Genomic DNA, 26,612 nt, shown 5'->3' with positions numbered 1-26,612 from the left:
CCTGCTCAGTCGGGGGAAGACCCCGGATCGAATGCCGGGCTGGCATGGAGGATCAGCGCCGCGTCCGGCACGAGGCAGCGTCCGGCATCATGCAGTAGATTCCAGAACCCGGCGACATCGGCCGACGCCTCGGCGCCGGCGCTGCCAGAACCTGTCGACCCCGGACCCGACTGGTTCCGGGTTCCGGCGAAACGGAGTTCCGCGTCCTCCTCGGGTGCCGGCACCGCCGAAACAACATAGCCAATCGTGGCGCCCAGGACCCGGATTCCCTGCGTATTGGCCAGGAACTGCAGCGGCGACACCGCAAGCCGCACGTGCTGCGGAGCGGAAGCGACTTCGGCAGGCCGGACCCGGCCCGCGGGGGAGGCTGCCTCAACGCCGCTGACAGGTTCCGCCGCCTGCGAGCGAACGTCCGACGGCGGGACTGCAGTTCCGGCCGCACGCACAGGGGCGGCCTTCTCCGGCAACGGCACCGGAATATGCGGCAGCGGAACCTCGGGCAACGGCACCGGAACCTCCGGCAGCGCGGATGCCGGGGAATCCACAACCGCCACGACCTGGTCGACTGTGGCGGTCACCGTTGCACTGACCGTGTCAACGGGCGGCGAGTCCATGAGCGGAATTTCCGTGGCCAGGGGAGCGGTGCTGTCCGCCACGTTGGCCACTACCTCTGTTGTCCCGCTGACCGCCGGGTCCACGGCGGCAACGACGGTCGCCGCTGTGCCGGAGACCGGAAACGGCACAGCGGCGACCGGAACCGGAACGTCCTGGATGGTTGCGGCAGGGGCGGCCAGAGGGTCCGGAGCATCGGATGCCGCGTTCGCCGTCCCGGCGGACCAGGCCATCCAGGCGCAGCAGAGAAGGAGCCCAAGTAATAACGGGCGCAGGGCAGTCCGGCAACGATCACGGAAAATCCCGCCCATCCAGATCACCCCCAGAGGCAATGGAAAATCAGGATACGCCCGGGCTGTCTGATCGTCCAGACCCCCGCGCTTGCGGGGCGTCCACGGGCGCACCGGCAAGCGCCGGCGCTCCCTTGGAACCACCCCCGGCGGCAGGTTCAGACCGCTGTAAAATGGAAACCAGAGGTGTTCCAGCGATGTCCGGGCCAATAATCGCCGTCCTGATCTTCCTCGCCGTAGTTGCCCTCTTGGGGGTTATCGGAACGGTGGTGGTTGTTGTGCGCGACGGCCGCGGGATCCTGCCAAGGGAGGAGCCCGAGCGGCCATGGATGGCAGGGAACCTCCCCAGCGTTCCCTACTCCGTCTGGCGGTTCTGATCCGGCACGCACCAGCGCGCCGGGAGCGCGCCTCAGCGCCCGCCGTCGTGCCTTAACACCTCCGGAAGTTCATCCACGTAGACCGTCTGCGGCGGATCGTAGTAGATGACCAGCACCTCATCACCCACCGCAAAGACACTGCTCTTGTCGAACGGGTGGGCGTGGAATGCCATGATGCCGCCAAGATACGGCAGCATGACTTCGCCGATGGTGCCAGGGCCGATGCGGCCGGTCACGCGGCCGATCTTGCCGGTGAGGCTGCGGTCAACGTCCTTACGCATCGGGGGCTTTCGCTGGTCGCTTGCCTTCCCTGCTGTTCTTCAGCGCCGAGGAGAGCGCCGGAAGGTAGTCACCCACCTGGGCGAGGATCCCGCCCAGCATCTTGTTGACGCCTTCCCCGCCGTTGAGCACGGTCATCTGGCCGACGTGCGAGAACGGCTCGGCCGCGGCGGCGATGATGGCCGGCATGTTCTCGGCAAGCTGCTGCGAAATGACGGCGTCCTGGTTGGTCCCCAGTGCCTCGGCGCGGGCCTTGATGCCCTCCGCCTCCGCCAGCGCCTTGGCCTTGATGGCCGAGGCTGCGGCGTCTCCGCGGGCCCGGGTGGCTGCGGCTTCCGCCTCGCCGGTGACTTTGGTGGCGCCGGCCGCGGCAGCAGCAGCGGTGGCATTGGCCTGGGCCTGCAGTTCCGTCCGCCGGGCGTTCACCTGCGCTTCGAGCTCAGTGCGGCGGGCAAGCGCTTCTGCCGCACTGATATCCGCAGCCTTCTGGCCTTCGGCGTCCGTCCGCTTAGCGTAGGCCTTGGCGTCGGCGGGCTTGCGGATGGTGGTCTGGAGCTTCTGCTCTTCGCGGTCCGCCTCTAGCTTGGCCACCTCGGTTTCCTGGACCACCACCTGCTGCCGGGCCGTCGCATCCGCCAGCGGCCCGGCCTGGGCGGCGTTGGCCTTCGCCCGTTCGGCATTGGCCTGTGCCACCGACTGCCTGATGGCCGAGACACTCTGGGCATCCGCGATGAGCGCGGCCGCCTCCGCTTCCTTCTCCGCCGCCTCCCGGTTCCTGGTGGCCTCGGCGATGCGGGCCTCCATCTTCACCTGGGCGATGTGCGGCTTGGCGATGTTCTGAATGTAGCCCGTGGGGTCCTGGAGATCCTTGATCTGGAGGGAATCCACCACCAGGCCGAGCTTCTCCATTTCCACACCGCTGGCGCTGCGGACCTGCGACCCGAGCTTGTCCCGCTCGCGGATGATCTCTTCCATCGTCATGCTGCCGATGATGGACCGCAGATGCCCCTCGAAGACGTTATACACCTGGCTTTCCATTTTGGGCTGCTGGCCCAGGAAACGCCGGGCCGCATTTGCAATGAAGGGCGGGGCGTCGCCGATCTTGTAAATCACTACACCCTCCACAATTACCTGGATACCCTGGGAGGTAACACAGGAAACTTTGAGCTCAGTTTCATTCAGTGTTAGCGAAAGCGTGCGCACCGTCTGAAGCCCCGGAAACACCAGCGCACCCTTGCCCGTGACGATCTTGAAGTCCATCCCGGCCCGTGTTTCAAGGGTCCCGCGGGTCAGGCCGGAGATGATCAGGGCCTCGTTGGGTTCGGCCACCTTCCACATTAGTTTTATTGCCACCCAAATAAAGCCGATGACAACAATTGCCCCGATGAGGGCGGCAATTAGCGGGAAGAATGCTGATAAGTCCGGCATGGCCCGGGTCCTTTCGCGGATGTGGATCAGGCATTTCGGTGAAGCCCCAATATTCCAGCTGCAGTTACTGGAAGACCGGAATGCGGGTAATTCCGGACGGCCGGGCCAGCTGTTGTAGCCAGTCTGATCGGCGCCCGCTGTGAAGTCCAGCAGTTGGGCGGGACAGGGGGAAGAAGGCCCCTGTTATGGTGCCTGCAGACGTGCAATGGTGGGACATGGGTCCGAGGGCTGATCCGGAGAGGACATGTGCCATGCGTGGAATTTCCGGGTGGCCCCTCCGCGTCGCGTGGGACACCTGGCGTGCTGAGCGCGGAGGCCCGGAGGCGATCAAACGCCTGCAGCAGGCCCGGCTTGCGGAACTCGTGGAGTTCGCCCGGTCCGCGTCGCCGTACTATCGCCGCCTTTACCGGGACCTCCCGGACACGGTCACCGGGCCGAACCAGCTTTCGCCGGTGGGCAAACGGGACCTGATGGCGAACTTCGACGACTGGGTGACGGACCCGCACATCTCGTTGGCGAAGCTGAAGTCGGAACTGCTCTCCGACCTGTCACAGCTGGGCAGCCTCTACCGCGGGCAGTACCTGGTGGTGACCACGTCCGGCACGTCAGGCGAGCCGGCTGTCCTGATCCATGACCGGTTCTCGTGGATTGTGGTGAACGTCGTGGTCCGGATCCGGGAGCGCCATACCCTGGTCAGGGCATCGGAAGTGCGGGACTTCCTGCTCCGCGGCCTGCGGGGGGCTGCCCTGGTCGCGGCAGGCGGACACTTCGCCGGTGTCGCTTTGACGGAAGCTGCCCGGCGCCGCGCCCCCTTCATTGCCCGCCGTCTCCACGTCTTCTCCGTGCTCAGGCCCCTCCCGGAGCTTGTTGCGGAACTCAACTCCTTCAAGCCAAGCCTGCTCTACGGCTATCCGAGCGCGATGGTCCAGCTGGCCGCTGAACAGAAAGCGGGGCGGCTGCGGATCCGGCCCGTCCTGGCCGTCTGTTCCGGCGAGAACTTGTCTGACACCGGACAGGAATCCATCGAAGCAGCGTTCGGCTGCCGGGTCACCGAACGTTATCTTTCCTCGGAGGTCCCGGCGCTGACAAGCCAGTGCAGGATCGGCGCGTTCCACGTCAACACCGACTGGCACATCCTCGAACCGGTGGACGCGGACTACCGGCCGGTCCCGGCCGGCACCACGTCCCACACCGTGCTCGTCACCAACCTGGCCAACCGGGTGCAGCCCCTGATCCGCTACGACCTCGGAGACCGGGTCACGCTGGCCACGGAACCGTGCCCGTGCGGCAGCCCGTTTCCGTCCGTGAGTATCGACGGCCGGACGGGAGACCTCGTCTCCTTTGCGGCACCGGACGGGACCGCCGTGACAGTCCTTCCGCTGGCACTCGGCACGGTGATCGAGGAGACGCCCGGAGTGCGCAGGTTCCAGGCCATCCGCACGGGACCGGGGAACCTGACGGTGCGGCTCGAGGCCTGGCCGGGTGCTGCGTTGACCGGGGTGCGCATGGCGGTGACGGAGCGGTTGGACGAGTACTTCGCTGCCGTTGGCGCCGGACCGGTTGCGATCGACTATTCAGACGAGCCGCCCCGGCCCGATCGCAGCGGCAAGTTCCGGCAGGTCTGGTCCGCGGGGTGAGCTGACGGCAGCTTAAGCGCGAACGGACAGTCGAGGCCCCCAACGGCGGGGCCTCAACTGTCCGTTCGCGCTGGGGTTAGCGGGCGGGGATCTCGACAGGCACGACCACCGGCTCGGCCGCCACCACCGGGTGGTCGCGGCCGAGGTTCCCGAGGGCGGAGGCGCCCTGCGGCGACCCCAGCTCCGCGAAGAACTCCACGTTGGCCCGGATGTAGTCGGCCCACTCATCGGGAACGTCGTCCGAGTAGTAGATCGCCTCCACCGGACACACCGGATCGCACGCGCCGCAGTCCACGCATTCGGACGGATGGATGTACAGCGAGCGTTCACCCTCGTAGATGCAGTCCACCGGGCATTCGTCGATGCAGGCCTTGTCCTTCACATCCACGCACGGCTGCGCGATCACGTAGGTCATGGCGCACTACACACCGGTGTAAACGGTTTTGCCCCAGGTGAAGAAGTCCAGTGCGGACTTCCCCTGCTCGCGGAACGTGTTGGTGGAGGAGTCCTTCACCCCGCCGAACGGCACGTTCAGGTCCAGTCCCGCCGTCGGCCGGTTGACCTTGACCACGCCGGCCTGTGCCCGGGCGGCGAAGTCCGTGGCTAGCTTCAGGGAATCAGTGCAGATGCCGGCGGTGAGGCCGTAGCGTGAGTTGTTGATCGCGGCGAGCCCGGCCTCGTAATCGGCCACTTCCAGGACGGCCACCACGGGGCCGAAGATTTCCTCGGTGACGGCGGCGTCGTCGAACGGCAGGTCCGTCAGAACAGCGGCCGGAAAGTACAGCGGACGGTCCGCGTCGCCGTCGTGCGTTTCGTCCAGGATCCCGGGGCCGGTCAGCAGCGTGGCTCCGCGTTCGACGGCGGAACGCACCGCCGCGGTATTTTGCGCGAACTGCTGGCCGCTTACCACAGCCCCCATGCCGTCGCTCGGGGTATAGGCGGCGGCTTCCTCGGTGAGCGCGCCAAGGAACGCGGCGCGGATGCCCGGGGTGATGTAGACCCGCGATGTCGCCGTGCAGGCCTGGCCGGTCAGCCCGAAGGCGCCGGCGGCCACTACCTTGGCGGCCTTGCGGGCATCGGCGTCGTCCAGCACCAGGACGCCGTTCTTGCCGCCCATTTCCAGCTGCACGCGGGCGCGGCGGGCGTTGAGGATCTCCTGCAGCCCCAGCCCCACGTTGGTGGAGCCGGTGAAGGAGAGTCCGGCAATGCGCGGGTCGCGGGCCAGGGCGTCGCCCACCACGCGGCCCTTGCCATGCACCACGTTGAACACGCCGGCGGGGAGTCCGGCGTCCTGAAGGGCGCGGGCGAGGTGGGTGGCGGAGAGCGGGGTGAGTTCGGCCGGCTTGATGACGACGGCGTTGCCGCTGATCAGCGCCGGTGCGGACTTCCAGGCCGGAATGGCGATGGGGAAGTTCCAGGGCGTGATCAGGCCAACAACGCCCAGCGGCTCGCGCCGGGTTGTGATGGTGGTGTCCGGCAGGCCGCTGGGCAGCACTTCGCCGGTGGCGGCCCAGCCGAGGGAACCGAAGAAGCGCAGCACGTCCGAGGCACGCTTGACCTCGCCCTTTGCCTCGGCGAGGGTCTTGCCTTCCTCGCGGACCAGATCCTCGGCGATGGCGGTCTGGCGTTCGATCAGCAGGTTTCCGGCTGTGATGAGGATGGCGCCCCGGGACGGTGCGGGCAGTGCCGCCCATCCCGGCTGCGCTGCCGCGGCGGCCGTGATGGCGGCGTCCACGTCCGCGGCGGTGCCGCTGGGGGAGAGGGCTGCGAGTTCGCCCGGGCGGGCCGGGTTCATCCGCTCCGTGTCGGCCTCGCCGAGCCATTCGCCGTTGATGAGGTGCCGGGCGGTGATGAGTTCGCGGTCGGTGGAGGTGGTGACGTCGGTGGCTGTGGAAGTCATGGGGTTCCTTTGGGAATCGTGGGGAGGTCTGCGGAGCTACAGGCTGCGGATCAGGCCGCCGTCGCAGCGGAGTGCGACGCCGGTGATGTACGACGCCGGGGCGCTGCAGAGGAACGCGGCGGCGGCGCCGAACTCTTCCGGCTCGCCGTAGCGGCGGGCGGGGATGGTCTTGCGGGATTCGAGCTGGATGTCCTCCACCGTGGTGCCGCGGCGCTTGGCGGCGGCCTGGTCGAGCTCAGCCACCCGGTCCGTGGCGATGCGGCCGGGAAGGAGCATATTGACTGTGACCGAGTCCAGGGCCACCTCGGCGGCGAGGGTCTTGAGGTAGCCGGCCAGTGCGGCCCGGCCGGTGTTGGACACGGCCAGGTTGGGCAGCGGCGCCACCACACCGCTGGACCCGACGGCCAGGATGCGGCCCCAGCGCCGTTCCCGCATGCCGGGAAGCACCTGCGAGATCAGGGCGTGGTGCGGCTTGACCAGCAGCTCGAACGCGGCGGCGATGTCCTCGGAGCTGAGCGTCGCCGCGGCGCCGGGCTTGGGGCCCGGACCGTTGAGCACCAGGATGTCGATGGGGCCGAGGTCCGCCACTGTCTGGTCGACGGCGGACTCGATGCCTTCCGGCGTGGTGAGGTCCGCCTCGATGGCGATGGCTCCTGTGCCGTACGCCGTATGGAGGTCGGCGGCGATCTCCTTGGCGCGATCGCGGCGGCGGCCAATGACCGCCACGCGGACGCCCTCGGCGGACAATGCGCGGGCCACGGCGAGGCCCAGGCCGCCGGTGGAGGCGGCCACCAGGGCGGTTTTTCCGGCGATTCCGAGGTCCATCAGTAACTCCCTACAGTGGTGTGGCGGTTGGCTGCAGCTGACTCAAGCGCGGCGGCGGCTTCCCGCAGGTGCGTGAGCATGCTGTAGCGCAGCCTCTCGGGGAACTCCGCGGCAGGAGCCCGGACGCCCGAATCCTTGATGAGTCCGCGCTTCCGCAGGCACTCCTTCCGGACGGCCAGTGCGATTTTGGCCTGCTGCTCGAAGTTGACCAGAGGCAGGTACGGCAGCAGCTGGTCGCGCGCGGCCTCGTACCCGTCGCGCTGCCAGGCGCGGACACAGGCAATCAATGCTTCGGGATAGGAGAACCCGGTCATGGCGCCCGCTGCTCCGGCCATCAGCTCGTCCAGCAGGCCCTGCCCGCCCAGCCCGCCGAAAACGGAAACCTCGACGGCGGCCGTCAGTTCCGCGATGGCCACGCTGGTGGGCGGCGCTTCGGCCTTCACCGCGACCACGAAACTGCACCACTTCACCGCGGAAATGAGCGCCTTGGTGCTGATACTGACGCCGCTGGCCCGCGGATAGTCCTGCAGGACCACCTTCGCGCCGGTGGCCCGGTGGATGGCGTCCAGGTGTGCGATCACCACTTCGGGCCGGGCGGAGTTGGCCTGCACCATGACGGCCGCAAGGCGCTCGCCGGCCACGGCCTGGGCTGCCTTGATTTCGTCGATGGCGGGCCGGGTGGCCAGCGCGGTGATGCCCACCACCAGCGGGAGGTCCGTGCATTCGACGGCGATGTCGAGCACCTGGCGGCGCTCCTCCGCGGTGAGGGCCGCGGCCTCGCCGAACACACCCAGGACCGTCAGCCCCGTGGCGCCGATGGCTTCGTAGTGCTCCACCAGTTCGGACAGGCTGTCCAGGTCCACGTCCAGGGTGCTGCCCTGGAACGGCGTTGCCACCACGCCCCAGACGCCGGGCGCCAGGGATTCGCGTGCCTGTGGTTCGCGGGGATCGTTCCCGGCTGCATCATTCTTTGGTTCGTTCATGGAATCCTCCTCGAAGATTGTTGGGGGTCAGCGGCCGGGCCAGACCGGCGGCCGCTTTTCCTGGAAGGCGCGGACGCCTTCGGCCGAGTCCTCGCTGTCGAGCGCCGCCATCAGTGCCGGCAGGCGGAGCCCGCGGGCCTCCTTGGCAGCGAGGTGCTGCGTCTGCGTGACCATCTGCTTCACGGCCCGGACGGAGGTGGGGGCGCAGGCCAGGACCTGGTCCACCCAGCGCTGCACCGCGGCGTCGAGCTCTTCTGCCGGGACCACCTCGTTGACCAGTCCCATGGACTGCATTTCCGCGGCGTCAGCTTTCCGGCCGGTCAGCAGCATGCCCATCGCCTGGGTGTAGGGGATGCGACGCACCAGCTGGTGGATGCCGCCGTCGAGCGCCAAACGCCCCACCCGGGGTTCCGTCAGCCCGAACCTGGCGTTCTCTGCCGCCACCACGATGTCCGCGCCGAGCACGATCTCCATGCCGCCGCCCAGCGCGTAGCCGTTCACCCGGGCGATCACGGGCACATCCAGCGATGTTCGAAGGCTAAGCCCGCCAAAACCGTTCGGGTCCAGGCCGGCCCAGTACTCCAGGCCGGTCTTGTCCACGGCCGAGGCGGACATGTCCGCCCCGACGCAGAAGGCACGCGTGCCCGCACCCGTGATGACCACGGCGCGGACGTCGGTGTCCTGCTCCAGCTGCGCCCAGATCTCGTTGAGCCGGGCCTGGGCGGTGCCGTCGACGGCGTTGAGCACGTGCTGCCGGTCGATCACCACCGTGGCCACATGGTTCTCGATGGTCAGGGTGACCTGGTCCACTGGTGAGGGGGCAGCGGAAGCGGCGCCCGCCGTCGTGCTTTCCACAGAAGTGGCCGTCACCGGAGCACCCCGAGTTCCTGAAGACGCTTGATGGTGGCCTCGTCGAAACCGTTCTCGAGCAGGACCTCCACGTTGTGCTCGCCCAGCCGGGGAGCTACGCGCCGGACGGTGGGAGGGGTGGCGGAGAGCCGGATGGGCGCGTTGAGCATGCGCACCGTTCCAACTCCGGGGTGTTCGGCCTCCACGATCATGCCGTTGGCTTCGGTCTGCGCATCGGCCAGGGCCTGTTCCAGGGTGTGGACGGGGGCGTTGAGCAGCCCCTGGTCCTCCAGTTTGCCGGTCCAGTACTCGGTGGTGTTCGTGGCGATGCGCTCGCGGAAGATGGCCTGCAGCGCCGGCTTATGCGCGAACTGCTGCTCCAGGTTTGCGAACTCGGGCCGCTGCGTGAGGTCCTCGTCCAGCCCGAGGGCTTCGGAGATGCGGGCCAGCGGATCCGGGGTGAAGCCGCCCACCATGCACACGGCGCCGTCGGTGGTTTCAAACACGCCGCTCAGGGGCATGGCACCCCAGTTGACCTCGTAGCCGCGGTTGAGCTGCATGCACGCCTCCTGCATCTGCAAGTGCAGCATGGAGTCGTACATGGTCACCTCCACCTTCTGGCCGACGCCGGAGGTTTCACGGGTGCGCAGCGCCAGCAGGATGCCCTGCATCAGGTGCATGCCGGTGATGTAGTCGCACAGCGTGGTGGGGTAGATGGACGGTTTCTGGTCGTCCGACTCCCGCCGCCACATCACCCCGGAGTAGGCCTGCGCGATCGCGTCCTGGCCGCCCTTGTGCGAGTACGGTCCCACGGGGCCGAAGCCCGTGCCGGAGGCCCAGATGATGCCCGGATTCTCCGCCTTGAGCGCCTCGTAGCCGAAGCCCATGCGTTCCATGACACCGGAGCGGAAGTTGCTGACCACCACGTCCGCGTCCGCCATGATGGCGTGCAGTACGTTTCGGCCCTCCTCGGTGCGCGTATCGATGGAGACGCTGCGCTTGTTCCGGTTGATGGACAGGAAGATCGGGTTGTCCTGGCCGTCCTTGTCCGGGAACGAGTTGCGCGAGATGTCCCCGGCGCCGGGGCGTTCCACCTTGATGATGTCCGCGCCGTAGTCGCCCAGCATCTGCGTGCAGGACGGGCCCATGAACACCTGGGTGAAGTCCACGATCTTGATGCCGTCCAGCGGCAGCGGGGTAGTGGTGGGTTCAGCCGCGGCGGCGGGTGCCGCCGTCGTGCGTTCCAGCCCTGTCGATTCCAACGTCACCGTGCTCATGCCGGAACCGCCGCTTCGGCGTCAACGGTGGCGTTCGACGACGGGACGTCGCCCGGGTCGGCGCCGTGCCGGCGCATGCCCTGCTGGATGTCCAGTGCGGAGACGTCGCGGACCAGGATGCCGTTCTCGACGGCGAGTGCGGCGGCGACGCCGACGGCCTGGCCCATGGCCATGCAGGGCGGAATCTCGCGGGACATCTTCTGCGCTTCCGGGGTGGCGGAGTAGTGCCGGCCGGCGACGAGGAGCTGATCCACTTCCTTGGGCAGCAGCGAGCGGTAAGGGTAGTAGTAGTCGCGGCCGCGGGCCACGGTGTCGGCGAAGTGGCGGCGCTGCGTGACGTCGTCCTTGGACATGACGTACTCGCCCTGCAGCAGGCGGGTCTGGCGGACGCCCATCTGGGAGGCAACGTCCAGCATGTAGCAGTTTTCGAAGCCGGGCAGGTTGGCACGGACGTAGTCCACGGCCTCGGAGATCCGGTCGCGGGCGGCGAACTCTGCGGCGGTCATGTCCGCCGGGTCCGTGCCGTCGAAGCCGGTCATGTGCGGGGCGTTGCACCAGACCACACCGTCGATGGGGGTCTTGAGCCACCACAGTTCCCACGCGCCGCCGAGGAGGCGCTTGATCTTGCGGTTGATGGCGCGGGCTTCCTTCGGGTTGGCCTGCTCGAAGGCTTCTGCTGCGTTCGTGTCCACGTTGCCGAGCCGGAAGACGAGTGTGGTGAGGTAGTTGTCCTTGGCGTAGCTGGCGCCGGCCCGGGAGGCGACGTCGATGTCGCCGGTGGTATCGATGACGATGTCCGCCATGAAGGCCTGCGGGCCCAGCTTGGTCTCGCAGATGACGCCCTTGATCACGCCGTTGTCCACGATGGGGCGGGAGAACCAGGAGTGCAGGCGCAGGTCCACGCCGGCCTCGCGGACCAGGTCGTTGGAGACGCGCTTCCAGCCGTCCGGATCAAACGCTGCGGCATAGCAGATGGGCTTGGGGCTGGTGTGGGAGTGGAAGTCGAAGGTGCCGTAGCGGCCCCACTTGTTCCAGAGTTCCTCGGAGGTCTTGCGGTCATCGGCCGGCGGGACCACAGCGAGGCCCAGCTTCTGCAGCCGTTCAACGTATTCGGAGACGATGCCGGTGACGGTGATTTCCTGGCCGTTGATCATGTCGTCCAGCACCAGGACCATGCCGCCGGAGGCGAGGCCGCCGAGGGACGAGTAGCGTTCCAGCAGGGTGACCTTGGCGCCGGAGCGGGCTGCAGTGACGGCGGCGGCCACACCTGCAGGGCCGCCTCCCACCACGAGGACGTTGGAGCGGGAGATGACAGGGGCGGTGAGGTCCGCCGTCGTGGTGGCGAGTTCGAGGGAACTGGTGGAGCTGTTTTCTGGCGCGACAAAGTTTGCTGTGCTGTTCATGGGGTTCCTTACTTTCCGACGAAGATGCCGTTGGAGCGGCGTGCCGCGAGGTAGAAGACGATGCTGAGGATGGACAGGACGGCCACGTAGACCGGGAAGATCCAGCTGAGGTTCATGGACTGGAGCCAGACCAGGAGGTAGGAGGCGGTGCCGCCGAAGAGGGCCACTCCGACGCCGTACCCCAGGGCCACGCCGGTGCCACGGATGTTCTTGGGCATCAGGGACGAGCTGACCACGTTGTAGAGGGTCATGTTCAGCACCAGGACCAGGGAGCCGCCGAGGAGGACGGCCGCGAAGCCGCCGATGCCGGGCTGGACGTACATCAGCATCAGGAACACGGAGGGGATGGCCAGGATACGGGTGATCAGGAACCAGCGGGACATGGCCTTGCCGTCGGCAAGCTTGCCGATGATCCAGCTGCCCACTACCAGGATGACACCCAGGATGGTGGTGAGGGCGAAGACCGCGGTGGGATCTTCCTTGAACCCGCTGCGGGCCGCGCTGGGCAGGCCCACGTTCCAGGCGTAGTTGTAGGCCTGGGCTGCGCCCACCACGAAGATGATGGCCAGCACGGAGAGCCAGTGCTTGCGGACTCCGGACCAGACCGCGCGGGGAGTGTTGGTGGCCATCTCCTCGGCCTTGAGGGTTTCCGGCAGCGAACGCCGGAGGTACAGGACCACGAAGCCGAAGAGGGCGCCGATGATGAACGGCACGCGCCATCCCCAGTCACTCATCACAGCCCCGCCCAGGGTAAGGCTGCAGAGGAAGCTGATCAGCGAGGCCAGCAGGATGCCGATGTTCACGTAGAAGGACATGATGCCGGCCACGTAGCCTTCGCGGCCTTCCGGGGCCAGTTCCACGGCGTGCGAGGTGGAGAGCGGGGCTTCGATACCGGTGGAGATGCCCTGCAGGACACGGCAGGCCAGCAGGATGATTCCGGCCCAAGCGCCGATCTGCTGGTAGCTGGGCGTGATGGCGATGATCAGCGTGGTGCCGGCCATCAGCATGATGGACAGCAGCATCACGCGGCGCCGGCCAACCCTGTCCGCCAGGGTGCCAAGCAGGATGCCGCCCAGCGGACGGAAAGCGAAGCCGACGGCGAACACTGCCAGCGCATTCAGTGTGGCGGAGAGCGGATCGGTGTTGGGGAAGAAGTTGGGGCCGATGAAGGCCGAGAGGAGCCCGAAGACCATCCAGTCGTACCATTCCAGGGCGTTGCCGAGGCCAAGGCCCAGCAGGCCCTTGCGGACTTCGGGGGTGAATTTTTCGTGCTTGGTGCGGGGGGAGCGGGCGGGGGAGGGGGACGTGACTACGTTGTCCGTCCCTCGGGGGTCCGTCGTTTGTGTTTCGAGCATGGAAATGTCCTTACGCTGACGCCCCTGAGGGCGTGGGAGGGTATGACGCATCGACGCCTGGTGGAGCAGGCGCTTGATGCGAACGATGCAAGGAGTGTCTGCGGCCACGGGTAGTGTCCGGACAGTGAGGGGAAAACGCTGGTGCCGGTTGGGGTCGGCAGGGTTACCACGCGTGTGGTGCGTTGACCCAGATGGCTACGCATACCTCTTCGTAGCTGTTCTTGTACCAGTGCGGGATCTCTGAGGAGTAGGTGATCGAGTCGCCCTCCTCAAGGCTGTAGCAGACGCCGTCCAGGAAGACGTCCTTGCGGCCCGAGATGATGTAGCAGAACTCCTCACCGCTATGGGTGAAGGGTGTTCCGCTCGTGTCATGCCCCGGGGGCGTGCTGATCCACTGCGCTTCGATGTTTCCGTCACGGTTCGGGGTCAGCAGTTCGTGAACTGCTTCCCCTACCGACTCGCGGGTGACGTTTTTCAGGTTGCGCCGGTCGGATTTCCGAACGACAGGGGATTTGGATTCGTCCTGGCCGATGAAGAACCTCCCTACGGGGATGTCCAATCCGTGAGCCAGTTGTGCCAACGTGGTGAAGGAAGGGTTGGCCAGGCCGCGTTCGATCTGGCTGACGATCGCCTGGCTGAGGCCGGTGATGTCCGAGAGCCTGGCGAGGGTCATGCCCTTTGCCTTGCGCATGGCGCGCACCTTGTTTCCGACGGTAGCCAGGAGTTCGCTGGTTGCCGGCGGGGCGGGAGTCTCGGTGGTCATTGCCGCATCCTTCGTTGGTGAGCTAACTCACACAACTATAGTGAAGATCTTTAGCGAGTCAATGTTTTTCTTGATTAAAGTAAAAAAATTCACAGGAGTGCAGTTTTTGGGGGTGGGGTGACGGTTGCCCGGCCCCGCCTCCCGCCGTCGCGCCCCTGCTTTGTCCCTGACAGCAAAAAGCTGGTGCAGCCGCCTGCGACTACGCAGGGCAACTGCACCAACCGGTGGTTAAAACATTCAGATTGCTATGAATCGGTCCTCATGAGCGGCTCCTTATGTCCCGGCTACGCGATCCGGGCTATTTGCGGTCCTCGGCCAGGTGCCTCGAGAGGATCCAGCCGGCGCCAATCATCAGCACACCCAGCACCATGTGGGTCCAGTTATCCATAGTGTTCAGCGACAGGAAATTGGCCGCCGAACCTACTCCGACAATGAGCCCGAAGATGCTGAGGACGATGTACAGCAGACCAAAGCCCATAAGGAAGTTCCGGGCGCCCATTCCATTACGGGACATTGCCCAGCCTGTTGCACCGATGACCAGCTGCACGACGTTCAGCAGCATGGATACCTGGAACAGGCCAAGGAACATGGCGTGCGAATCAGGCCCAAGGAACCTCAGTTCGCCGTACTGCTGGGTAATGCCCGGGATGAACCCCAGGACACCCACCAACATGAGGACAATACCTACACCCATGCCGACGTTCTGGACATCCGTACGTCCAAAGTGAACACCATGTGCATGTGGGGATGCGGTAGTCATTTTTCTGCCTCCAACCACTGATTGCGGACAATCCAATTTTACGGCTGAGTAACGAAAAAAGCGCTGGGGGATGGGGACTTCTGCCCAGCGACAGAACGGCGCCTGTCTGGTGAACTGACAGGACCATGCGCCCTGTAACAGTCATCCTCCGTCCCCTCATTGCCGCCGCCGTCCTTCTCTTCGCCACCGCCTGCAGCGTGGCCGTACCGGCCGAGACGGCGCCCGCTGCGGGGGCACTGCGGATGAACGACGAGACGGCCGTTCCGGAAGCCGGCACCCGTCCACTGAACCCCAGGCCCCTCAACCGGGCCGAACAGCTCCTGCCCAAGGTGAACGCGCAGCCGTGCGGCGACGGCTTCATGATCAGCAAGGACAATTACGAGCTCTGGTAACTCCGGGGTTTGAGCCTGTCGCAGACGGGTCCGGGGCGCCTCCCGTGACACCATGGAGCACGATGAAACTGCGCGCTGATCAGACCGGAGACCGTGGCATTCCCATGCCCTTATGGCTGCAGGGAGCGCTCGAATCAGCCCAGGCGGCGGTCATTTCCGCGCTGGTGGTGCTGGCGCCCATCGTAGCGGTGTGGGCCACGGCCGGATTCCAGAACAACAACTTCGACGCCCTTGCCCGGCTTGGCGGCCAGGCCTGGCTGCTGATCCACGGCGTGCCGCTGCACCTGACGACGGTGGCCGGCGAGTCCGCGGCCCAGCCGGAATCGGGAACCCTGTCGCTGATCCCCCTGGGCCTGACGCTCATCCCGTTCCTGCTCGCGTGGCGGGCCGGCCGGCGCCTGGCCCGCGCCTCCTACACGGACCAGCTCTGGCAGGCCCTCCTGGGCTCGTGGCTGGTCTACGCCGGGTTCGGCATGGCCACTGGCTTCGTGTGCCGCACGGACGACGTCGCCATCTTCCTCTGGTTCGCCGGGCTGATGCCGCTGGTCCCGTTCGGCCTGGGCATGGTGGTGGGGGCCCGGCGCGAAGCGGGGTCCTGGAGCCGGCTTATCGGCGTCGACGCCGTGGACTGGATTGCACGGACCAGCCAGCATTCCCGCTGGGCAGGGTCCTATCTGGGTTCCGCCATCAAGGCCGGATTCGTCGCGCTGATGGCCGCCTTCACCATGTCCGCCGCGCTGCTTGCGGTAGACCTCTTTATCCACTGGGACCTGGTCATCGCCGTGTATGAAGGGCTCGACGCCGGCGCCATGGGCGGTGCCGTGCTCACCATCGCGCAGCTCGGCTTCCTCCCCAACCTTGCCGTATTTGCGCTCGCCTGGACGTCCGGCTCCGGCTTCGCCCTCGGCGTCGGCTCGCAGGCCGGCCCGCTGGGGACCGCCGTCGGCCCGCTGCCGTCCATCCCGGTGTTCGCCGCCTTGCCTTCCGGTTCGCTCGATTACGGCTTCGTGGCGCTGGTCGTCCCGGCCCTGGCCGGCGCCCTGGCCGGCTGGTGGTTCCTGCGAGAAGGCGAAAACCACTTCGACGAATGGCTGTCGATCAAGGTCCGGGCCCGCTGGTTCACGGCATCGGCTTCAACCCTGGTCCTCGGCGCGATCATCGGCGTTGCGGCGGGCCTGATGGCTGGCGGCCTTGCCTGGATGGCGCGCGGATCAGCAGGGATCGGCCGCCTCACGGACATCGGGCCGGATCCGTTGGGCACGTCATTGTGGGTGGCCGCCGAGGTGGGCATCGGCGTCGTGATCGGCTATGCGGCGGGCCCCTGGCTGGAGCGCCAGCAGAAGCTGCGCGAAGCGGACCTGGACGCGGCCAAGCCTTAGGAGGCCCCGCCGTCGGGCGTTACTCCTGGTGATCAGCTGGCGTATCAGCGGGCGGTACGGCTCAGCGGAGCTGGGCGGGGAGGGAGTTCTGGAGCTGCGTCTGGCACTGGTTCGTGGCCTGCTGGGTGAGCGCATTGCGAGAGCACTGCTGGAAATCCCGGACCTGGTTGAAGAACACTGCGGACACCATGATCAGCAGGACCATCACCGCCGAGACCACCAGCCCTGAAATGGTCCCGAAGAGCACCAGCTTGGATTCCTTCAGCTTGATGGCCCGGACCAGCACCATGATCCCGAGCACGATGCTCACGGCGGTGAGGAGGGAGGTCAGCCACAGGTAGGTGACGTCCAGCTCGTAGACGAAGAAGGCCCCCAGGACGGCAACGATGAATGCGCGGAACAGGTTGTGCGTCTTCAGCAGTGATGTCTTGGCAGCCTCGCTAAGGGGGTGCCGGGCCTGCTGGGGACCTGCGGGGTCCTTCGGGGGATTCATGTTTTCCAGCCTACGCGAGCGGCCCCATAAGCTAGAGCCATGCGCATCGTTGTCCTCGTGTCCGGTACCGGTTCCAACCTCCAGGCTGTCATTGACGCCGTCAAGGGGGGCGAGCTGGACGTGGAGATCGCAGCCGTCGGTGCCGACCGGCCGGGGACGTACGGTGTGGAACGGTCGGCGGCCGCCGGAATCCCCACCTTCGTGGTGGATTTTAAGGCCTACGCCGACCGTGCCGCGTGGAATGCGGCGCTGACCGAGGCTGTGGCCGCGTATGAGCCGGATGTGGTGGTGTCCTCGGGGTTCATGCGTATCGTCAGCCCGGAGTTCATTGACGCGTTTGGCGGCAAGTACCTCAACACCCACCCTGCCCTGCTGCCTGCTTTCCCCGGTGCCCATGGTGTCCGGGACGCCATGGCCTACGGCGTCAAAGTCACGGGCTGCACCGTGCACTGGGCCGACGCCGGCGTGGACACAGGACCCATCATCGCCCAGGAAGCCGTGGCCATCCTCGACGACGACACCGAGGACACCCTCCACGAACGCATCAAGGTCGTGGAACGCAGGCTCCTGGTCTCCACCCTGGCGCAGCTCGCCGCCGCCTAATTCTTGTCGTGTGCGCACCCAACTGACTGGCACTTAACGTCGTGAAAACCGCGTTTCGCGACGTTATCTGCGAGTCAGTTGGGTGAGCGTGCGCAGTTCTGTGGATAACTCCTGAGTGCGGGCGCGGGGTTTGAAATCATGAGGAATGCGAGAGCCGAACCCACTTCCCGCCCCGCTGGCTGATGCACCCTTCACCGTCTACGAAGCTGTCGACGCCGGAGTGACTCCCGGGCGTCTGAGGTTCCGTGAACTGCGCGTCCCAAGCCGCGGCGTCCGCATCCCCAGCACCGGCGAGCCTCTTGACCGGCTCAAGCTCGTCCGGCCGTACACGGTGGTGACCCCGTTCTCGGCGGCCTCACACACCACGGCTTTTGTACTGTGGGGGCTTCCGGGGTACCTCCCAAATCGGGACGATGAGCGGATACACATCTCGCGTCCTGACACTATGGCCATTCCGCGTCGCCGAGGCGTGGTGGGGCATGTCGGGCAGTTCTTTTCCGACGAGGTTGTCAGCCTGGGAGGGCTGTTGATTACAACGCCTGCACGGACCTGGCTGGATTGTTCGCGGAAGATGACCATCAACGAACTGACGGTGGTGGCAGACCACCTGCTGAGGATTCCCCGGCCGGAATTCGAGGGCCGAACGGAGCCGCACGCCACGCTGGAGGAACTCGCGGACATGCTGGACCGGCACAAGGGAACTCCCGGCATCCGCAAAGCCCGGCTCGCTTTGGAACAGGCGCGCGTGGGAGCCGATTCAGCGCCGGAAACCCGTCTGCGGCTGGCTTTGGAGAATGCCGGCCTGCCGGAGCCCAAACTGAACGTTCCCGCGGAGTTGCGTCCCGGCGTCGTGCGTCAGCCTGACCTGAGCTATCCGGAACACAAAGTGGCGGTGGAGTATGACGGCGACGGGCATTCCGAGGCGGCGCAGATTATCCGGGACATCGCCCGTGAAGAGGATTTCAGCCGTGGCGGGTGGACTCTTGTCCGGATATCCAAGCGGCATATGGTCAACGATGCCCGGCCGGCGGTGGCAAAGGTCCGCACGGCACTCGTGAGCCGCGGCTGGGTACCCAAGTGACTGGCAGTTAACGTCGTGAAAAGCGCGTTTCGCGACGTTAACTGCCAGTCAGTTGGGGGAGAGATGAGCCGCTTACGTCAGGGTGCGCTGCTTCGTCTCGGGGGAGAAGAACGCCATCCACAGGACCGACAGCAGGACCAGCCCGCCAGCGAGTGCGAAGGACGTTGCCAGGCCCAGTTGCGGCCATAGGACGGACGCGAAGATGAGCGGCCCGAAGCCGGCCCCGAGCCGCGAGAAGGTGGACGCCCAGCCGAAGCCGGTGCCGCGCAGGTCCGTCGGGTACAGCTCGGAGACGTACGTGTACAGCACCGGGATGGCCACCTGCACGATGAAGCCGAACACCAGCAGCCAGAACACGGCGGCGGACGGGATGTCCACCACGAACGCCACGATCACCAGCGTCAGTGCGGACAACGGTCCGGTGATCGCCAGGATCCACTTGCGGCCCACGCGCTCCACCAGCACGGCTGCCACCACCACGCCCAGGAGGCCGACCGCGGCCATGGACGCCGTCGTGAGGAACGCCTTGTAGTCCTGGAAACCGGCGCCGATCAGGATCCGCGGCATCCACGTCAGGGACAGGTAGTAAACCAGCAGGATGCTGAAGAACAGTGACCAGGCAGCCGCGGTGATCTTCCAGTTGAACCGCCAGACGCGGACCAGCTGGAGCCAGGCGCTGCCGGCAGAAAGCTTCGGCGCATCCTGCGCATCCGGGAGGCTGTACGCGCGGGGTTCGGCACCTGTGGCTTTGACCAGGTCGTCGATGACCTTGGCGGCCTCGTCGCGGCGGCCCTTGCGGATGAGGAACAGCGGCGACTCGGGCACGCTGCGACGCACCCAGAACACCAGCAGAGCCGGCAGCACCATCACCAGCATGGTCAGCCGCCAGTCCGCAAAGGCCGCGACCAGCCAGGCGGAAACAAAGCCGCAGAGCGCGGCGCCCACCGGCCACCAGCCGTCCATCGCGGTGAGTACCCTGCCGCGCTGCTTCCGCGGCGTGAACTCACCCACCAGGGCATAGTCCACGGGGATGCACCCGCCCAGGCCGAAACCTGCCATGAAACGGAACACGCAGAACCAGATGAAGTCGGGGGAGAACGCGCCCAGGACCGTGAACAGCGAGAAGATCAGCAACGTGGCCGTGAAAGCCTTCTTGCGCCCGATGGTGTCCGCAATGGTGCCCCACGCGAACGCGCCCAGGGCCATGCCCACCAGGTTCGCCGTGCCGATCCACGCGGCATCCCCGGGCGCCAGCGCCCAGTGGGTGGACAGCAAGGGAATCAGGATCCCGTTCAGCGTCACATCCCAGGCATCGAACATAAAACCCAGGCCACCGATCACGAAGATCCGGCCCTGGACTTTCCACCGCCACGGCAGTTCCTGGACCACCTGTTCGCCGCTGGGCACAGTGGTGTAAGTATTCATCTCGGCCTCCTGGGAAAACTCTACGTTGCGCTCGCGGGTGCGCGCGCGGACTTCACACTCGGGTGCGCAGGGAGGGCATCCCGCGGGACGCGATAAACTGGCCACATCCCCACCAACCGCGGCACCCACCGTGTCAAAAGACGGAGACCTTTGTGAGCTTTACGCAGCTAGACCGTGTTCCCATCCGCCGAGCCCTGATCTCGGTCTACGACAAGACCGGTCTGGAGGAGCTCGCCAAGGGCCTGCACGAAGCAGGCGTCAAGATCGTCTCCACCGGCTCCACCGCGAAGAAGATCGCGGCTGCAGGCATCCCCGTCCAGGAGGTCGAGGAAGTCACCGGCTCGCCGGAGATGCTCGACGGCCGCGTCAAGACGCTCCACCCGCGCGTCCACGGCGGTATCCTGGCCGACCGCCGCGTCCCCGCCCACATGGAAACGCTGGCCGGCATGGAGATCGAGGCGTTCGACCTCGTCGTCGTGAACCTCTACCCCTTCGTGGAGACCGTCAAATCCGGTGCCGCGCAGGACGACGTCGTGGAGCAGATCGACATCGGAGGCCCTGCCATGGTGCGCTCCGCCGCGAAGAACCACGCCGCCGTCGCGATCGTCACCGATCCCAATTTCTATGGCGACGTTGTCCGCGCCGCAGCTGAAGGCGGCTTCGACCTGAAGACCCGCCAGCGCCTTGCGGCGAAGGCCTTCGCCCACACGGCCAGCTACGACACCGCGGTGGCCACCTGGACGGCCAGCCAGTTCCTGGATGAGGACGGCGACGGCGTGATCGACTGGCCCGCCTACGCCGGCCTGGCGCTGGAACGCTCCGAGGTCCTCCGCTACGGCGAAAACCCGCACCAGCAGGCCGCGCTCTACGTGGACAAGGCCGCTCCCGCCGGCATCGCCCAGGCTGACCAGATCCACGGCAAGGCCATGAGCTACAACAACTTCGTGGACGCCGATGCCGCCCTTCGTGCAGCATTCGACTTCGCCGAGCCCGCCGTGGCAATCATCAAGCACGCCAACCCCTGCGGTGTGGCAGTCGGTTCCCCCGACGCCGCGGACGCCATCGCCGACGCGCACGCCAAGGCCCACGCCTGCGATCCCGTCTCAGCGTTCGGCGGCGTCATCGCAGCCAACCGCACGGTCACCGCCGGAATGGCGCGCACCGTTGCCGGCATCTTCACGGAGGTCGTCATCGCGCCGGGCTTCGAAGACGAGGCCGTGGAAATCCTGTCCAAGAAGAAGAACATCCGCCTTCTGGCCCTGCCGGAGGGCTACGGCCGCTACCCGACCGAGTTCCGCCAGGTCTCCGGCGGCATGCTGGTGCAGGCTGCTGACAAGGTCGACGCCGAAGGCGACAACCCCGCCAACTGGACCCTCGCTGCCGGCGAGGCCGCGGATGCGGCCACGCTGGCCGACCTCGCGTTCGCCTGGACCGCCTGCCGGGCGGCCAAGTCCAACGCCATCCTGCTCGCAGACAACGGTGCTGCGGTCGGCATCGGCATGGGCCAGGTGAACCGGCTGGACTCCTGCAAGCTGGCCGTGGAGCGCGCGAACACGCTTGGGGTGCAGGTCGAGTCCGACGTCGAGGGCGCCGGCGGTGCCTCGAACGCCGACGCGAGCTCCGCCCCGCAGCGCGCCCGCGGCGCCGTGGCAGCCTCGGACGCGTTCTTCCCGTTCGCCGACGGACTGCAGATCCTGATCGATGCCGGCGTCCGCGCCGTGGTCCAGCCCGGCGGTTCCGTCCGGGATGACGAGGTAATCGCAGCGGCCAACGCGGCCGGCATCACCATGTACTTCACCGGTGCGCGCCACTTCTTCCACTAAGAGCTAAGCGCCACGTACGACGGCGACCGCCCCCGGAGAGGGAACGGTCGCCGTCGTCGTTTATTCAGTTAGTTGTCCTCCGGCTCCGCTTCCGGTTCCGTTTCCGGCTCGGGGAGCCGGACCTCGCGGGGCTTCGCTTCGGCCATCCGCTCCGGGGTCCAGTAGGCGATGATGTCCTCCGGCGCCTGGCTGATGTCGCTGTGGCTCACAGCATCGTCAGCCGACGGCCCGGAGCCGTCAGTTCGCGGACGATGCACTCGAGTATGCCTGCTGGATGACGGAACCCCAGTAGGGTCCGTACATGACCTTCGAGGGGGCGCCGCTGTAGCCGTAGCTGTTGATGGAGTTCTGGTAGCCGTTCGAGCTGGTGCCGATGAACCACGGACCGCCGGAGGAACCGCCCGTCATGTCGCACGGGATGCCCTGGGTGTTGAACTGGGGGTTGTAGGGGTCATCGCTGGCCGGGCCGGTGCAGCTGACCAGGGACTGTCCGTTGAACGGGGCCGCGGCCGGGTAGCCATAGGACTTGTAGGTCAGGCCGCGGGCTGCGTTGAACTGGACCCCGGATGAGCCCACTACGTCGGCCAGGCTCTGGCCGTTGAGCTGCGAGACGACGGCGAAGCCGGTGTCGTACTGCATGTCGCCGGCCGAGCTCCACTGGGTGGGGGCGTACAGGGCCTTGGCTGCCCATTTGCCGTACGGCGCGGCGCCGTCCAGGTAGGCCGGGACAAAGACGAAGTTGGTGGCAAACGCGCCCGGACCCTCATTCACGCAGTGGCCGGCTGTGGACACTGTGCTCTTGTTGTTGGACACCACGGAGTTGCCAGAGCAGACGTAGTTGCTGCCGCCCATGGTGAAGAAGACCTTGCCAATGTGGGACACCGGATTCTCGTCGACGTGCAGGACGGTCTTACCCTTGCCTGCCTTGCCCGTAATCTTGGTGCTCGAACCCTTTTCCACCGCCGCGGCTGACGAGGTGTTTCCGCGCTGCAGCGCTTTGGCGGCCAGTACGTCGCCCGGAACCGCTGCACGCATGCGGTCTGCCGTCCAGTAATCCGCCGCATTCGAGCCGTCCACCGACTGGATGGCTACCTGCCCGCCGTTCTGTGGTGAGACGTCCTGCGGTGATGCCGGCGCGGCCTGTGCCCCGCCGGCTGCGCAGACGGCCAGCAGCGCGGCGGCGGACAGGCTCAGGAGGCTGGTGGCCAGAGTCTTCGATTTCGTCATGGGTGTGTCCTCAACAGAAGTGAATGCGGCGCCCTCAGATGGTGGCCGCCGCTGGTGGTGATCAACCTACCCACTGTGACAATTGTTGTAAATAGAAACTCAAGTTTTGTATTGTGCCTGGTGCTACGCAGAGTCGAGTGTCAGGACGGCTCTGGTAGTGACCGGCCGGGTCATGCTACGCGTCTCCGGAGGCCCCGATGGGCGTCGACGCGCCCTGCTCGGGTAAGTTAAGTATGTTGAAATAACGCCAGAGTTCCAGATGTATGTATACCTTCAGGAGACGCCCAAGCAATGGCCAAGATTATCTATACCCACACTGACGAAGCGCCCATGCTGGCCACCTATTCGTTCTTGCCGATTGTCGAGGCCTACGCGTCGACTGCCGGTGTGGAAGTGGAGACCCGAGACATCTCCCTCTCGGGCCGCATCATTTCGGCGTTTGGTGACTACCTCACCGAAGAGCAGCGGATCAGTGATGCCTTGGCCGAACTCGGTGACCTGGCAAAGAAGCCGGAAGCCAACATCATCAAGCTGCCCAACATCAGCGCCTCCATTCCCCAGCTGAAAGCGGCCATTGCCGAGCTCCAGTCCCAGGGCTACGACCTCCCGGACTACCCGGACAACCCGTCCTCCGACACCGAGACGGATATCCGCTCACGCTACGACAAGATCAAGGGCTCGGCAGTCAACCCGGTCCTGCGCGAAGGCAACTCGGACCGCCGGGCGCCCCTGTCGGTGAAGAACTACGCCCGCCAGAACCCGCACTCCATGGGTGCCTGGACGCCGGAGTCCAAGACCAACGTGGCCACCATGGGCGCCGAGGACTTCCGCGCCAACGAGAAGTCCGTGGTCATCGAGTCCGATGACACCGTCAAGATCCAGCTGGTCAAGGAAGACGGCACCATCAAGGTCCTGAAGCGCGGGTTCCCCGTCCTGGCCGGCGAAGTTGTGGACGGCACCGTGATGCGCGCCGCTGCCCTGGATGAATTCCTGGCAGCCCAGGTTGTCCGCGCCAAGGAAGAGGGTGTGCTGTTCTCCGCGCACCTGAAGGCCACCATGATGAAGGTCTCCGACCCCATCATCTTCGGCCACGTGGTCAAGGCGTACTTCGCCGAACTGTTTGACACCTACGGCGAGCAGCTTGCCGCCGCCGGCCTCAGCCCCAACAATGGCCTGGCCTCCATCCTGGGCGGACTCGAAGAGCTTCCGGAAGACGTCCGCGAGGGCGTCCAGGAAGCCATCAAGAAGGGCCTCGCAGAGGGTCCCGCGCTGGCCATGGTGGACTCGGACAAGGGTATTACCAACCTGCACGTTCCCTCCGACGTCATCGTGGACGCCTCCATGCCAGCGATGATCCGCTCTTCCGGCCACATGTGGGGCCCGGACGGCAAGGAAGCGGACACGCTGGCCGTCCTCCCGGACAGCAGCTACGCCGGCATCTACCAGGTAGTCATCGACGACTGCCGCGCCCACGGCGCCTTCGACCCCACCACCATGGGCACTGTTCCGAACGTGGGCCTCATGGCCCAGGCCGCCGAGGAATACGGCAGCCACGACAAGACCTTCGAGATCCAGTCCGCCGGCACGGTCCAGCTCGTGGACAGCAAGGGCGCCGTCCTGATCGAACACCAGGTGGCCCCGGGCGACATCTGGCGTGCCTGCCAGGCCAAGGATGTGCCGATCCGTGATTGGGTCAAGCTGGCCGTCACCCGCGCCCGCGCCTCCGAGACCCCTGCCGTCTTCTGGCTGGACGAGGAGCGCGCGCACGACGCCAACCTGATCGCCAAGGTCAAGGAATACCTCAAGGAGCACGACACTGAGGGCCTCCAGATCGAAATCATGTCCCCGGTCAAGGCCACGGCCTTCACGCTCGAGCGCATCCGCAAGGGCGAGGACACGATCTCGGTGACCGGCAACGTGCTCCGCGACTACCTCACGGACCTGTTCCCGATCCTTGAACTGGGCACCAGCGCCAAGATGCTCTCCGTGGTTCCGTTGATCAACGGCGGCGGCCTCTTCGAGACCGGTGCCGGCGGATCCGCACCGAAGCACGTCCAGCAGTTGCTGAAGGAAAACCACCTGCGCTGGGACAGCCTGGGTGAATTCCTGGCTCTCGCCGTCAGCTTCGAACACCTCGCGACCACCACAGGCAACAAGCGTGCCCAGGTGCTCGCCGATACGCTGGACCGCGCCACCGGCACGTTCCTGCTCGAGAACAAGTCCCCGCGCCGCAGCGTCGGGGAACTGGACAACCGTGGAAGCCACTTCTACCTCGCCAAGTTCTGGGCGCAGGAGCTGGCCAAGCAGACCGACGACGCCGAGCTGGCCGCCGATTTCGCCGCTGTCTCCGAGGCGCTCGCCACCAACGAGGACACGATTGTTGCAGAGTTGCTCGCAGTGCAGGGGTCCCCGGTGGACATCGGTGGCTACTACCACCCGGATGTTGCCAAGGTTGCCTCGGTGATGCGTCCGTCCGCGAAGTTCACTGAAGTTCTGTCCGGGCTGGCCAAATAGCCGGGCCCGCTGAACGTCAGAACGCCCCGCCTCCCATCACGGGAGGCGGGGCGTTCCTGCTTGGCGGCCAGCCGGCACCGGCTTGGCGCCCGACACCGGCTTGGCGGCCGACGCGGGGTGCCGGCCGCCAGGGCGTTAGCGCTGGACGTGCTTGCCGAACGGAGGCTCGGTCGCCATGTCCGGATCGGTGTTCACGGGCTGCTCCGTGGGCACGGCATCGTAGCCCACCTCCTCTTCGAGGGGGACCGCGGTGGTGGCAGCCTGCGGAATGTCCGCCGAGGTGCCTGCTGCTGCAGCGCCGGTTCCGGCGGCACCTCCGGTAACTGCGCTGTCGCTGACGCGGTCCCGCCACGCGCCGGTTTCCACTTCGCGTTCCTCAATGAATTTCTTGAAGCGTTTGAGGTCCGAGGCCACCTGGCGGGAATCAAGCCCGACGGCTGCTCCCATCTTCTCGACGGCGGAGTCCGGCTCCCAGGCCAGTTCGACGCTGACCTTTGTTTCAGTAGGGTTGAGTGCTTCAAACCATACCGTCCCGGCGTTTCGCGGCTCGTCGAGGCTTTCCCATGTGACGCGCTGGTCCGGTTGCTGGACGGTGATCCGCGCGTCGTATTCCCTCTTGACGCCGGCGATGCTGGTCTGGAAGTGCACAGTGGTGTCGTTGAGCTGGCGGACAGCGTCCACACCGCTCATGAAGTGCGGAAAGTCCTCGAACTGGGTCCACTGGTTGTAGGCCTGGCTCAGCGGGACACTTACGTTGATGGATTCCTGGACAGTTGCCATACGTACATCACTCCTTCAGCGGGCGGGCCGGCGGCCCGCGGTTCTGATCTCGCTGCGCTTCGTGGGCGCACTTAACCAACTTATAACCAACTTAGCGACATTGACGGCAAATAGTAAGTTTGCTGACGAATTTCCGGTTGTCCCGTTGTGGTTATCC

26 protein-coding genes are annotated in these 26,612 nt (G+C 66.2%); 8 read left to right on the top strand and 18 right to left on the bottom strand.

Annotated elements, in window-relative coordinates:
- Positions 1–5 precede the first annotated feature (5 nt).
- The gene (locus ACFVWT_RS15460) at positions 6–845 is read right to left on the bottom strand and encodes a hypothetical protein (RefSeq protein ID WP_390249248.1); all 840 of its coding nucleotides are present in this window, start codon (positions 843–845) and stop codon (positions 6–8) included.
- A 254-nt stretch (positions 846–1,099) separates the two neighbouring features.
- On the opposite strand from ACFVWT_RS15460, the gene ACFVWT_RS15455 reads away from it, so the two are divergent.
- On the top strand, positions 1,100–1,279 hold the full coding sequence (locus tag ACFVWT_RS15455; RefSeq protein ID WP_390249246.1) for a hypothetical protein: 180 nt from the start codon (positions 1,100–1,102) through the stop codon (positions 1,277–1,279).
- A 32-nt stretch (positions 1,280–1,311) separates the two neighbouring features.
- Here the strand turns inward: ACFVWT_RS15455 and ACFVWT_RS15450 are convergent, their stop codons facing one another.
- Together ACFVWT_RS15450 and ACFVWT_RS15445 are read right to left on the bottom strand one after the other, a co-directional pair.
- Positions 1,312–1,560, bottom strand: a complete 249-nt coding sequence (locus tag ACFVWT_RS15450) for a hypothetical protein (protein ID WP_390249244.1) — start codon at positions 1,558–1,560, stop codon at positions 1,312–1,314.
- Complete coding sequence (locus ACFVWT_RS15445) at positions 1,553–2,986, bottom strand: flotillin family protein (RefSeq protein WP_011690934.1); 1,434 nt, start codon at positions 2,984–2,986, stop codon at positions 1,553–1,555. The genes ACFVWT_RS15450 and ACFVWT_RS15445 overlap by 8 nt, the downstream gene beginning before the upstream one ends.
- A gap of 251 nt (positions 2,987–3,237) precedes the next feature.
- On the opposite strand from ACFVWT_RS15445, the gene ACFVWT_RS15440 reads away from it, so the two are divergent.
- Positions 3,238–4,623, top strand: a complete 1,386-nt coding sequence (locus ACFVWT_RS15440) for a phenylacetate--CoA ligase family protein (RefSeq protein ID WP_390249242.1) — start codon at positions 3,238–3,240, stop codon at positions 4,621–4,623.
- Positions 4,624–4,699: 76 nt separating this feature from the next.
- Here the strand turns inward: ACFVWT_RS15440 and fdxA are convergent, their stop codons facing one another.
- From fdxA to ACFVWT_RS15390, 10 genes are all read right to left on the bottom strand, one after another.
- A complete protein-coding gene (fdxA, locus tag ACFVWT_RS15435; protein ID WP_390249240.1) occupies positions 4,700–5,038 on the bottom strand; it encodes a ferredoxin in 339 nt (112 codons plus the stop codon).
- A 6-nt stretch (positions 5,039–5,044) separates the two neighbouring features.
- Positions 5,045–6,523: an aldehyde dehydrogenase family protein gene (locus tag ACFVWT_RS15430; protein ID WP_390249238.1), complete on the bottom strand. Its 1,479-nt coding sequence runs from the start codon at positions 6,521–6,523 to the stop codon at positions 5,045–5,047.
- Positions 6,524–6,559: 36 nt separating this feature from the next.
- Positions 6,560–7,348, bottom strand: coding sequence for an SDR family oxidoreductase (locus ACFVWT_RS15425; protein ID WP_055804285.1), 789 nt, complete (start codon positions 7,346–7,348; stop codon positions 6,560–6,562).
- Entirely contained in the window at positions 7,348–8,331 is a 984-nt protein-coding gene (locus ACFVWT_RS15420; protein ID WP_390249236.1) for a dihydrodipicolinate synthase family protein, read from the bottom strand. Before ACFVWT_RS15420 ends, ACFVWT_RS15425 begins: the two co-directional genes overlap by 1 nt.
- A gap of 27 nt (positions 8,332–8,358) precedes the next feature.
- Complete coding sequence (locus ACFVWT_RS15415) at positions 8,359–9,201, bottom strand: enoyl-CoA hydratase-related protein (protein WP_390249234.1); 843 nt, start codon at positions 9,199–9,201, stop codon at positions 8,359–8,361.
- The gene (locus ACFVWT_RS15410; protein ID WP_390249232.1) at positions 9,198–10,457 is read right to left on the bottom strand and encodes a CaiB/BaiF CoA transferase family protein; all 1,260 of its coding nucleotides are present in this window, start codon (positions 10,455–10,457) and stop codon (positions 9,198–9,200) included. Before ACFVWT_RS15410 ends, ACFVWT_RS15415 begins: the two co-directional genes overlap by 4 nt.
- Positions 10,454–11,860 (bottom strand): FAD-dependent oxidoreductase, encoded by a 1,407-nt coding sequence (locus ACFVWT_RS15405; protein WP_390249230.1) that lies wholly within the window; start codon positions 11,858–11,860, stop codon positions 10,454–10,456. The genes ACFVWT_RS15410 and ACFVWT_RS15405 overlap by 4 nt, the downstream gene beginning before the upstream one ends.
- An 8-nt stretch (positions 11,861–11,868) precedes the next feature.
- Complete coding sequence (locus tag ACFVWT_RS15400) at positions 11,869–13,215, bottom strand: MFS transporter (RefSeq protein WP_390249228.1); 1,347 nt, start codon at positions 13,213–13,215, stop codon at positions 11,869–11,871.
- Between the two features lie 163 nt (positions 13,216–13,378).
- Positions 13,379–13,978 carry a helix-turn-helix domain-containing protein gene (locus ACFVWT_RS15395; RefSeq protein ID WP_390249226.1) on the bottom strand — a complete coding sequence of 200 codons (600 nt, stop codon included), beginning with the start codon at positions 13,976–13,978 and terminating at the stop codon, positions 13,379–13,381.
- Between the two features lie 298 nt (positions 13,979–14,276).
- The gene (locus tag ACFVWT_RS15390) at positions 14,277–14,738 is read right to left on the bottom strand and encodes a DUF4383 domain-containing protein (RefSeq protein WP_390249223.1); all 462 of its coding nucleotides are present in this window, start codon (positions 14,736–14,738) and stop codon (positions 14,277–14,279) included.
- A 125-nt stretch (positions 14,739–14,863) separates the two neighbouring features.
- On the opposite strand from ACFVWT_RS15390, the gene ACFVWT_RS15385 reads away from it, so the two are divergent.
- Together ACFVWT_RS15385 and ACFVWT_RS15380 are read left to right on the top strand one after the other, a co-directional pair.
- A complete protein-coding gene (locus ACFVWT_RS15385) occupies positions 14,864–15,130 on the top strand; it encodes a hypothetical protein (RefSeq protein WP_390249222.1) in 267 nt (88 codons plus the stop codon).
- A 62-nt stretch (positions 15,131–15,192) separates the two neighbouring features.
- Positions 15,193–16,509, top strand: a complete 1,317-nt coding sequence (locus ACFVWT_RS15380) for a DUF6350 family protein (RefSeq protein WP_390249221.1) — start codon at positions 15,193–15,195, stop codon at positions 16,507–16,509.
- Positions 16,510–16,570: 61 nt separating this feature from the next.
- Here ACFVWT_RS15380 and ACFVWT_RS15375 read toward each other — a convergent pair whose 3' ends face one another.
- Positions 16,571–17,002 carry a hypothetical protein gene (locus ACFVWT_RS15375; RefSeq protein WP_390249219.1) on the bottom strand — a complete coding sequence of 144 codons (432 nt, stop codon included), beginning with the start codon at positions 17,000–17,002 and terminating at the stop codon, positions 16,571–16,573.
- A gap of 39 nt (positions 17,003–17,041) precedes the next feature.
- Here ACFVWT_RS15375 and purN point away from each other — a divergent pair, with 39 nt between their 5' ends.
- Together purN and ACFVWT_RS15365 are read left to right on the top strand one after the other, a co-directional pair.
- Positions 17,042–17,605, top strand: a complete 564-nt coding sequence (purN, locus tag ACFVWT_RS15370; protein ID WP_390249217.1) for a phosphoribosylglycinamide formyltransferase — start codon at positions 17,042–17,044, stop codon at positions 17,603–17,605.
- Positions 17,606–17,750: 145 nt separating this feature from the next.
- Entirely contained in the window at positions 17,751–18,686 is a 936-nt protein-coding gene (locus tag ACFVWT_RS15365; RefSeq protein ID WP_390249215.1) for a hypothetical protein, read from the top strand.
- Between the two features lie 72 nt (positions 18,687–18,758).
- Here the strand turns inward: ACFVWT_RS15365 and ACFVWT_RS15360 are convergent, their stop codons facing one another.
- Entirely contained in the window at positions 18,759–20,111 is a 1,353-nt protein-coding gene (locus tag ACFVWT_RS15360) for an MFS transporter (RefSeq protein ID WP_390249213.1), read from the bottom strand.
- A gap of 152 nt (positions 20,112–20,263) precedes the next feature.
- On the opposite strand from ACFVWT_RS15360, the gene purH reads away from it, so the two are divergent.
- The gene (gene purH / locus ACFVWT_RS15355; RefSeq protein WP_390249211.1) at positions 20,264–21,934 is read left to right on the top strand and encodes a bifunctional phosphoribosylaminoimidazolecarboxamide formyltransferase/IMP cyclohydrolase; all 1,671 of its coding nucleotides are present in this window, start codon (positions 20,264–20,266) and stop codon (positions 21,932–21,934) included.
- Positions 21,935–22,002: 68 nt separating this feature from the next.
- On the opposite strand, the gene ACFVWT_RS15350 is transcribed toward purH, so the two are convergent.
- A complete protein-coding gene (locus ACFVWT_RS15350; RefSeq protein ID WP_390249209.1) occupies positions 22,003–22,143 on the bottom strand; it encodes a hypothetical protein in 141 nt (46 codons plus the stop codon).
- 28 nt (positions 22,144–22,171) lie between these two features.
- The gene (locus ACFVWT_RS15345; protein ID WP_390249207.1) at positions 22,172–23,161 is read right to left on the bottom strand and encodes a trypsin-like serine peptidase; all 990 of its coding nucleotides are present in this window, start codon (positions 23,159–23,161) and stop codon (positions 22,172–22,174) included.
- A 291-nt stretch (positions 23,162–23,452) separates the two neighbouring features.
- Here ACFVWT_RS15345 and ACFVWT_RS15340 point away from each other — a divergent pair, with 291 nt between their 5' ends.
- Positions 23,453–25,675, top strand: a complete 2,223-nt coding sequence (locus tag ACFVWT_RS15340) for an NADP-dependent isocitrate dehydrogenase (protein WP_390249205.1) — start codon at positions 23,453–23,455, stop codon at positions 25,673–25,675.
- Positions 25,676–25,810: 135 nt separating this feature from the next.
- On the opposite strand, the gene ACFVWT_RS15335 is transcribed toward ACFVWT_RS15340, so the two are convergent.
- A complete protein-coding gene (locus ACFVWT_RS15335; RefSeq protein WP_390249203.1) occupies positions 25,811–26,455 on the bottom strand; it encodes an SRPBCC family protein in 645 nt (214 codons plus the stop codon).
- Positions 26,456–26,612 lie beyond the last annotated feature (157 nt).

The sequence above is a fragment of the Arthrobacter sp. NPDC058288 genome, assembly GCF_042880995.1.
Lineage (GTDB): Bacteria > Actinomycetota > Actinomycetes > Actinomycetales > Micrococcaceae > Arthrobacter.
The sequence above is the reverse complement of the archived record's forward strand: the minus strand, read 5'-3'. Positions and strand labels throughout refer to the sequence as shown.

Coding starts and splice junctions, on each gene's coding strand:
- ACFVWT_RS15445 (WP_011690934.1), bottom strand. CDS start 2,986: ATGCCGGACTTATCAGCATTCTTCCCGCTAATTGCCGCCCTCATCGGG.
- ACFVWT_RS15385 (WP_390249222.1), top strand. CDS start 14,864: ATGCGCCCTGTAACAGTCATCCTCCGTCCCCTCATTGCCGCCGCCGTC.
- ACFVWT_RS15420 (WP_390249236.1), bottom strand. CDS start 8,331: ATGAACGAACCAAAGAATGATGCAGCCGGGAACGATCCCCGCGAACCA.
- ACFVWT_RS15430 (WP_390249238.1), bottom strand. CDS start 6,523: ATGACTTCCACAGCCACCGACGTCACCACCTCCACCGACCGCGAACTC.
- ACFVWT_RS15400 (WP_390249228.1), bottom strand. CDS start 13,215: ATGCTCGAAACACAAACGACGGACCCCCGAGGGACGGACAACGTAGTC.
- ACFVWT_RS15340 (WP_390249205.1), top strand. CDS start 23,453: ATGGCCAAGATTATCTATACCCACACTGACGAAGCGCCCATGCTGGCC.
- ACFVWT_RS15410 (WP_390249232.1), bottom strand. CDS start 10,457: ATGAGCACGGTGACGTTGGAATCGACAGGGCTGGAACGCACGACGGCG.
- ACFVWT_RS15360 (WP_390249213.1), bottom strand. CDS start 20,111: ATGAATACTTACACCACTGTGCCCAGCGGCGAACAGGTGGTCCAGGAA.
- ACFVWT_RS15455 (WP_390249246.1), top strand. CDS start 1,100: ATGTCCGGGCCAATAATCGCCGTCCTGATCTTCCTCGCCGTAGTTGCC.
- ACFVWT_RS15375 (WP_390249219.1), bottom strand. CDS start 17,002: ATGAATCCCCCGAAGGACCCCGCAGGTCCCCAGCAGGCCCGGCACCCC.
- ACFVWT_RS15425 (WP_055804285.1), bottom strand. CDS start 7,348: ATGGACCTCGGAATCGCCGGAAAAACCGCCCTGGTGGCCGCCTCCACC.
- ACFVWT_RS15440 (WP_390249242.1), top strand. CDS start 3,238: ATGCGTGGAATTTCCGGGTGGCCCCTCCGCGTCGCGTGGGACACCTGG.
- ACFVWT_RS15405 (WP_390249230.1), bottom strand. CDS start 11,860: ATGAACAGCACAGCAAACTTTGTCGCGCCAGAAAACAGCTCCACCAGT.
- ACFVWT_RS15345 (WP_390249207.1), bottom strand. CDS start 23,161: ATGACGAAATCGAAGACTCTGGCCACCAGCCTCCTGAGCCTGTCCGCC.
- purN (WP_390249217.1), top strand. CDS start 17,042: ATGCGCATCGTTGTCCTCGTGTCCGGTACCGGTTCCAACCTCCAGGCT.
- ACFVWT_RS15380 (WP_390249221.1), top strand. CDS start 15,193: ATGAAACTGCGCGCTGATCAGACCGGAGACCGTGGCATTCCCATGCCC.
- ACFVWT_RS15335 (WP_390249203.1), bottom strand. CDS start 26,455: ATGGCAACTGTCCAGGAATCCATCAACGTAAGTGTCCCGCTGAGCCAG.
- ACFVWT_RS15365 (WP_390249215.1), top strand. CDS start 17,751: ATGCGAGAGCCGAACCCACTTCCCGCCCCGCTGGCTGATGCACCCTTC.
- ACFVWT_RS15390 (WP_390249223.1), bottom strand. CDS start 14,738: ATGACTACCGCATCCCCACATGCACATGGTGTTCACTTTGGACGTACG.
- ACFVWT_RS15395 (WP_390249226.1), bottom strand. CDS start 13,978: ATGACCACCGAGACTCCCGCCCCGCCGGCAACCAGCGAACTCCTGGCT.
- ACFVWT_RS15460 (WP_390249248.1), bottom strand. CDS start 845: ATGGCCTGGTCCGCCGGGACGGCGAACGCGGCATCCGATGCTCCGGAC.
- fdxA (WP_390249240.1), bottom strand. CDS start 5,038: ATGACCTACGTGATCGCGCAGCCGTGCGTGGATGTGAAGGACAAGGCC.
- ACFVWT_RS15450 (WP_390249244.1), bottom strand. CDS start 1,560: ATGCGTAAGGACGTTGACCGCAGCCTCACCGGCAAGATCGGCCGCGTG.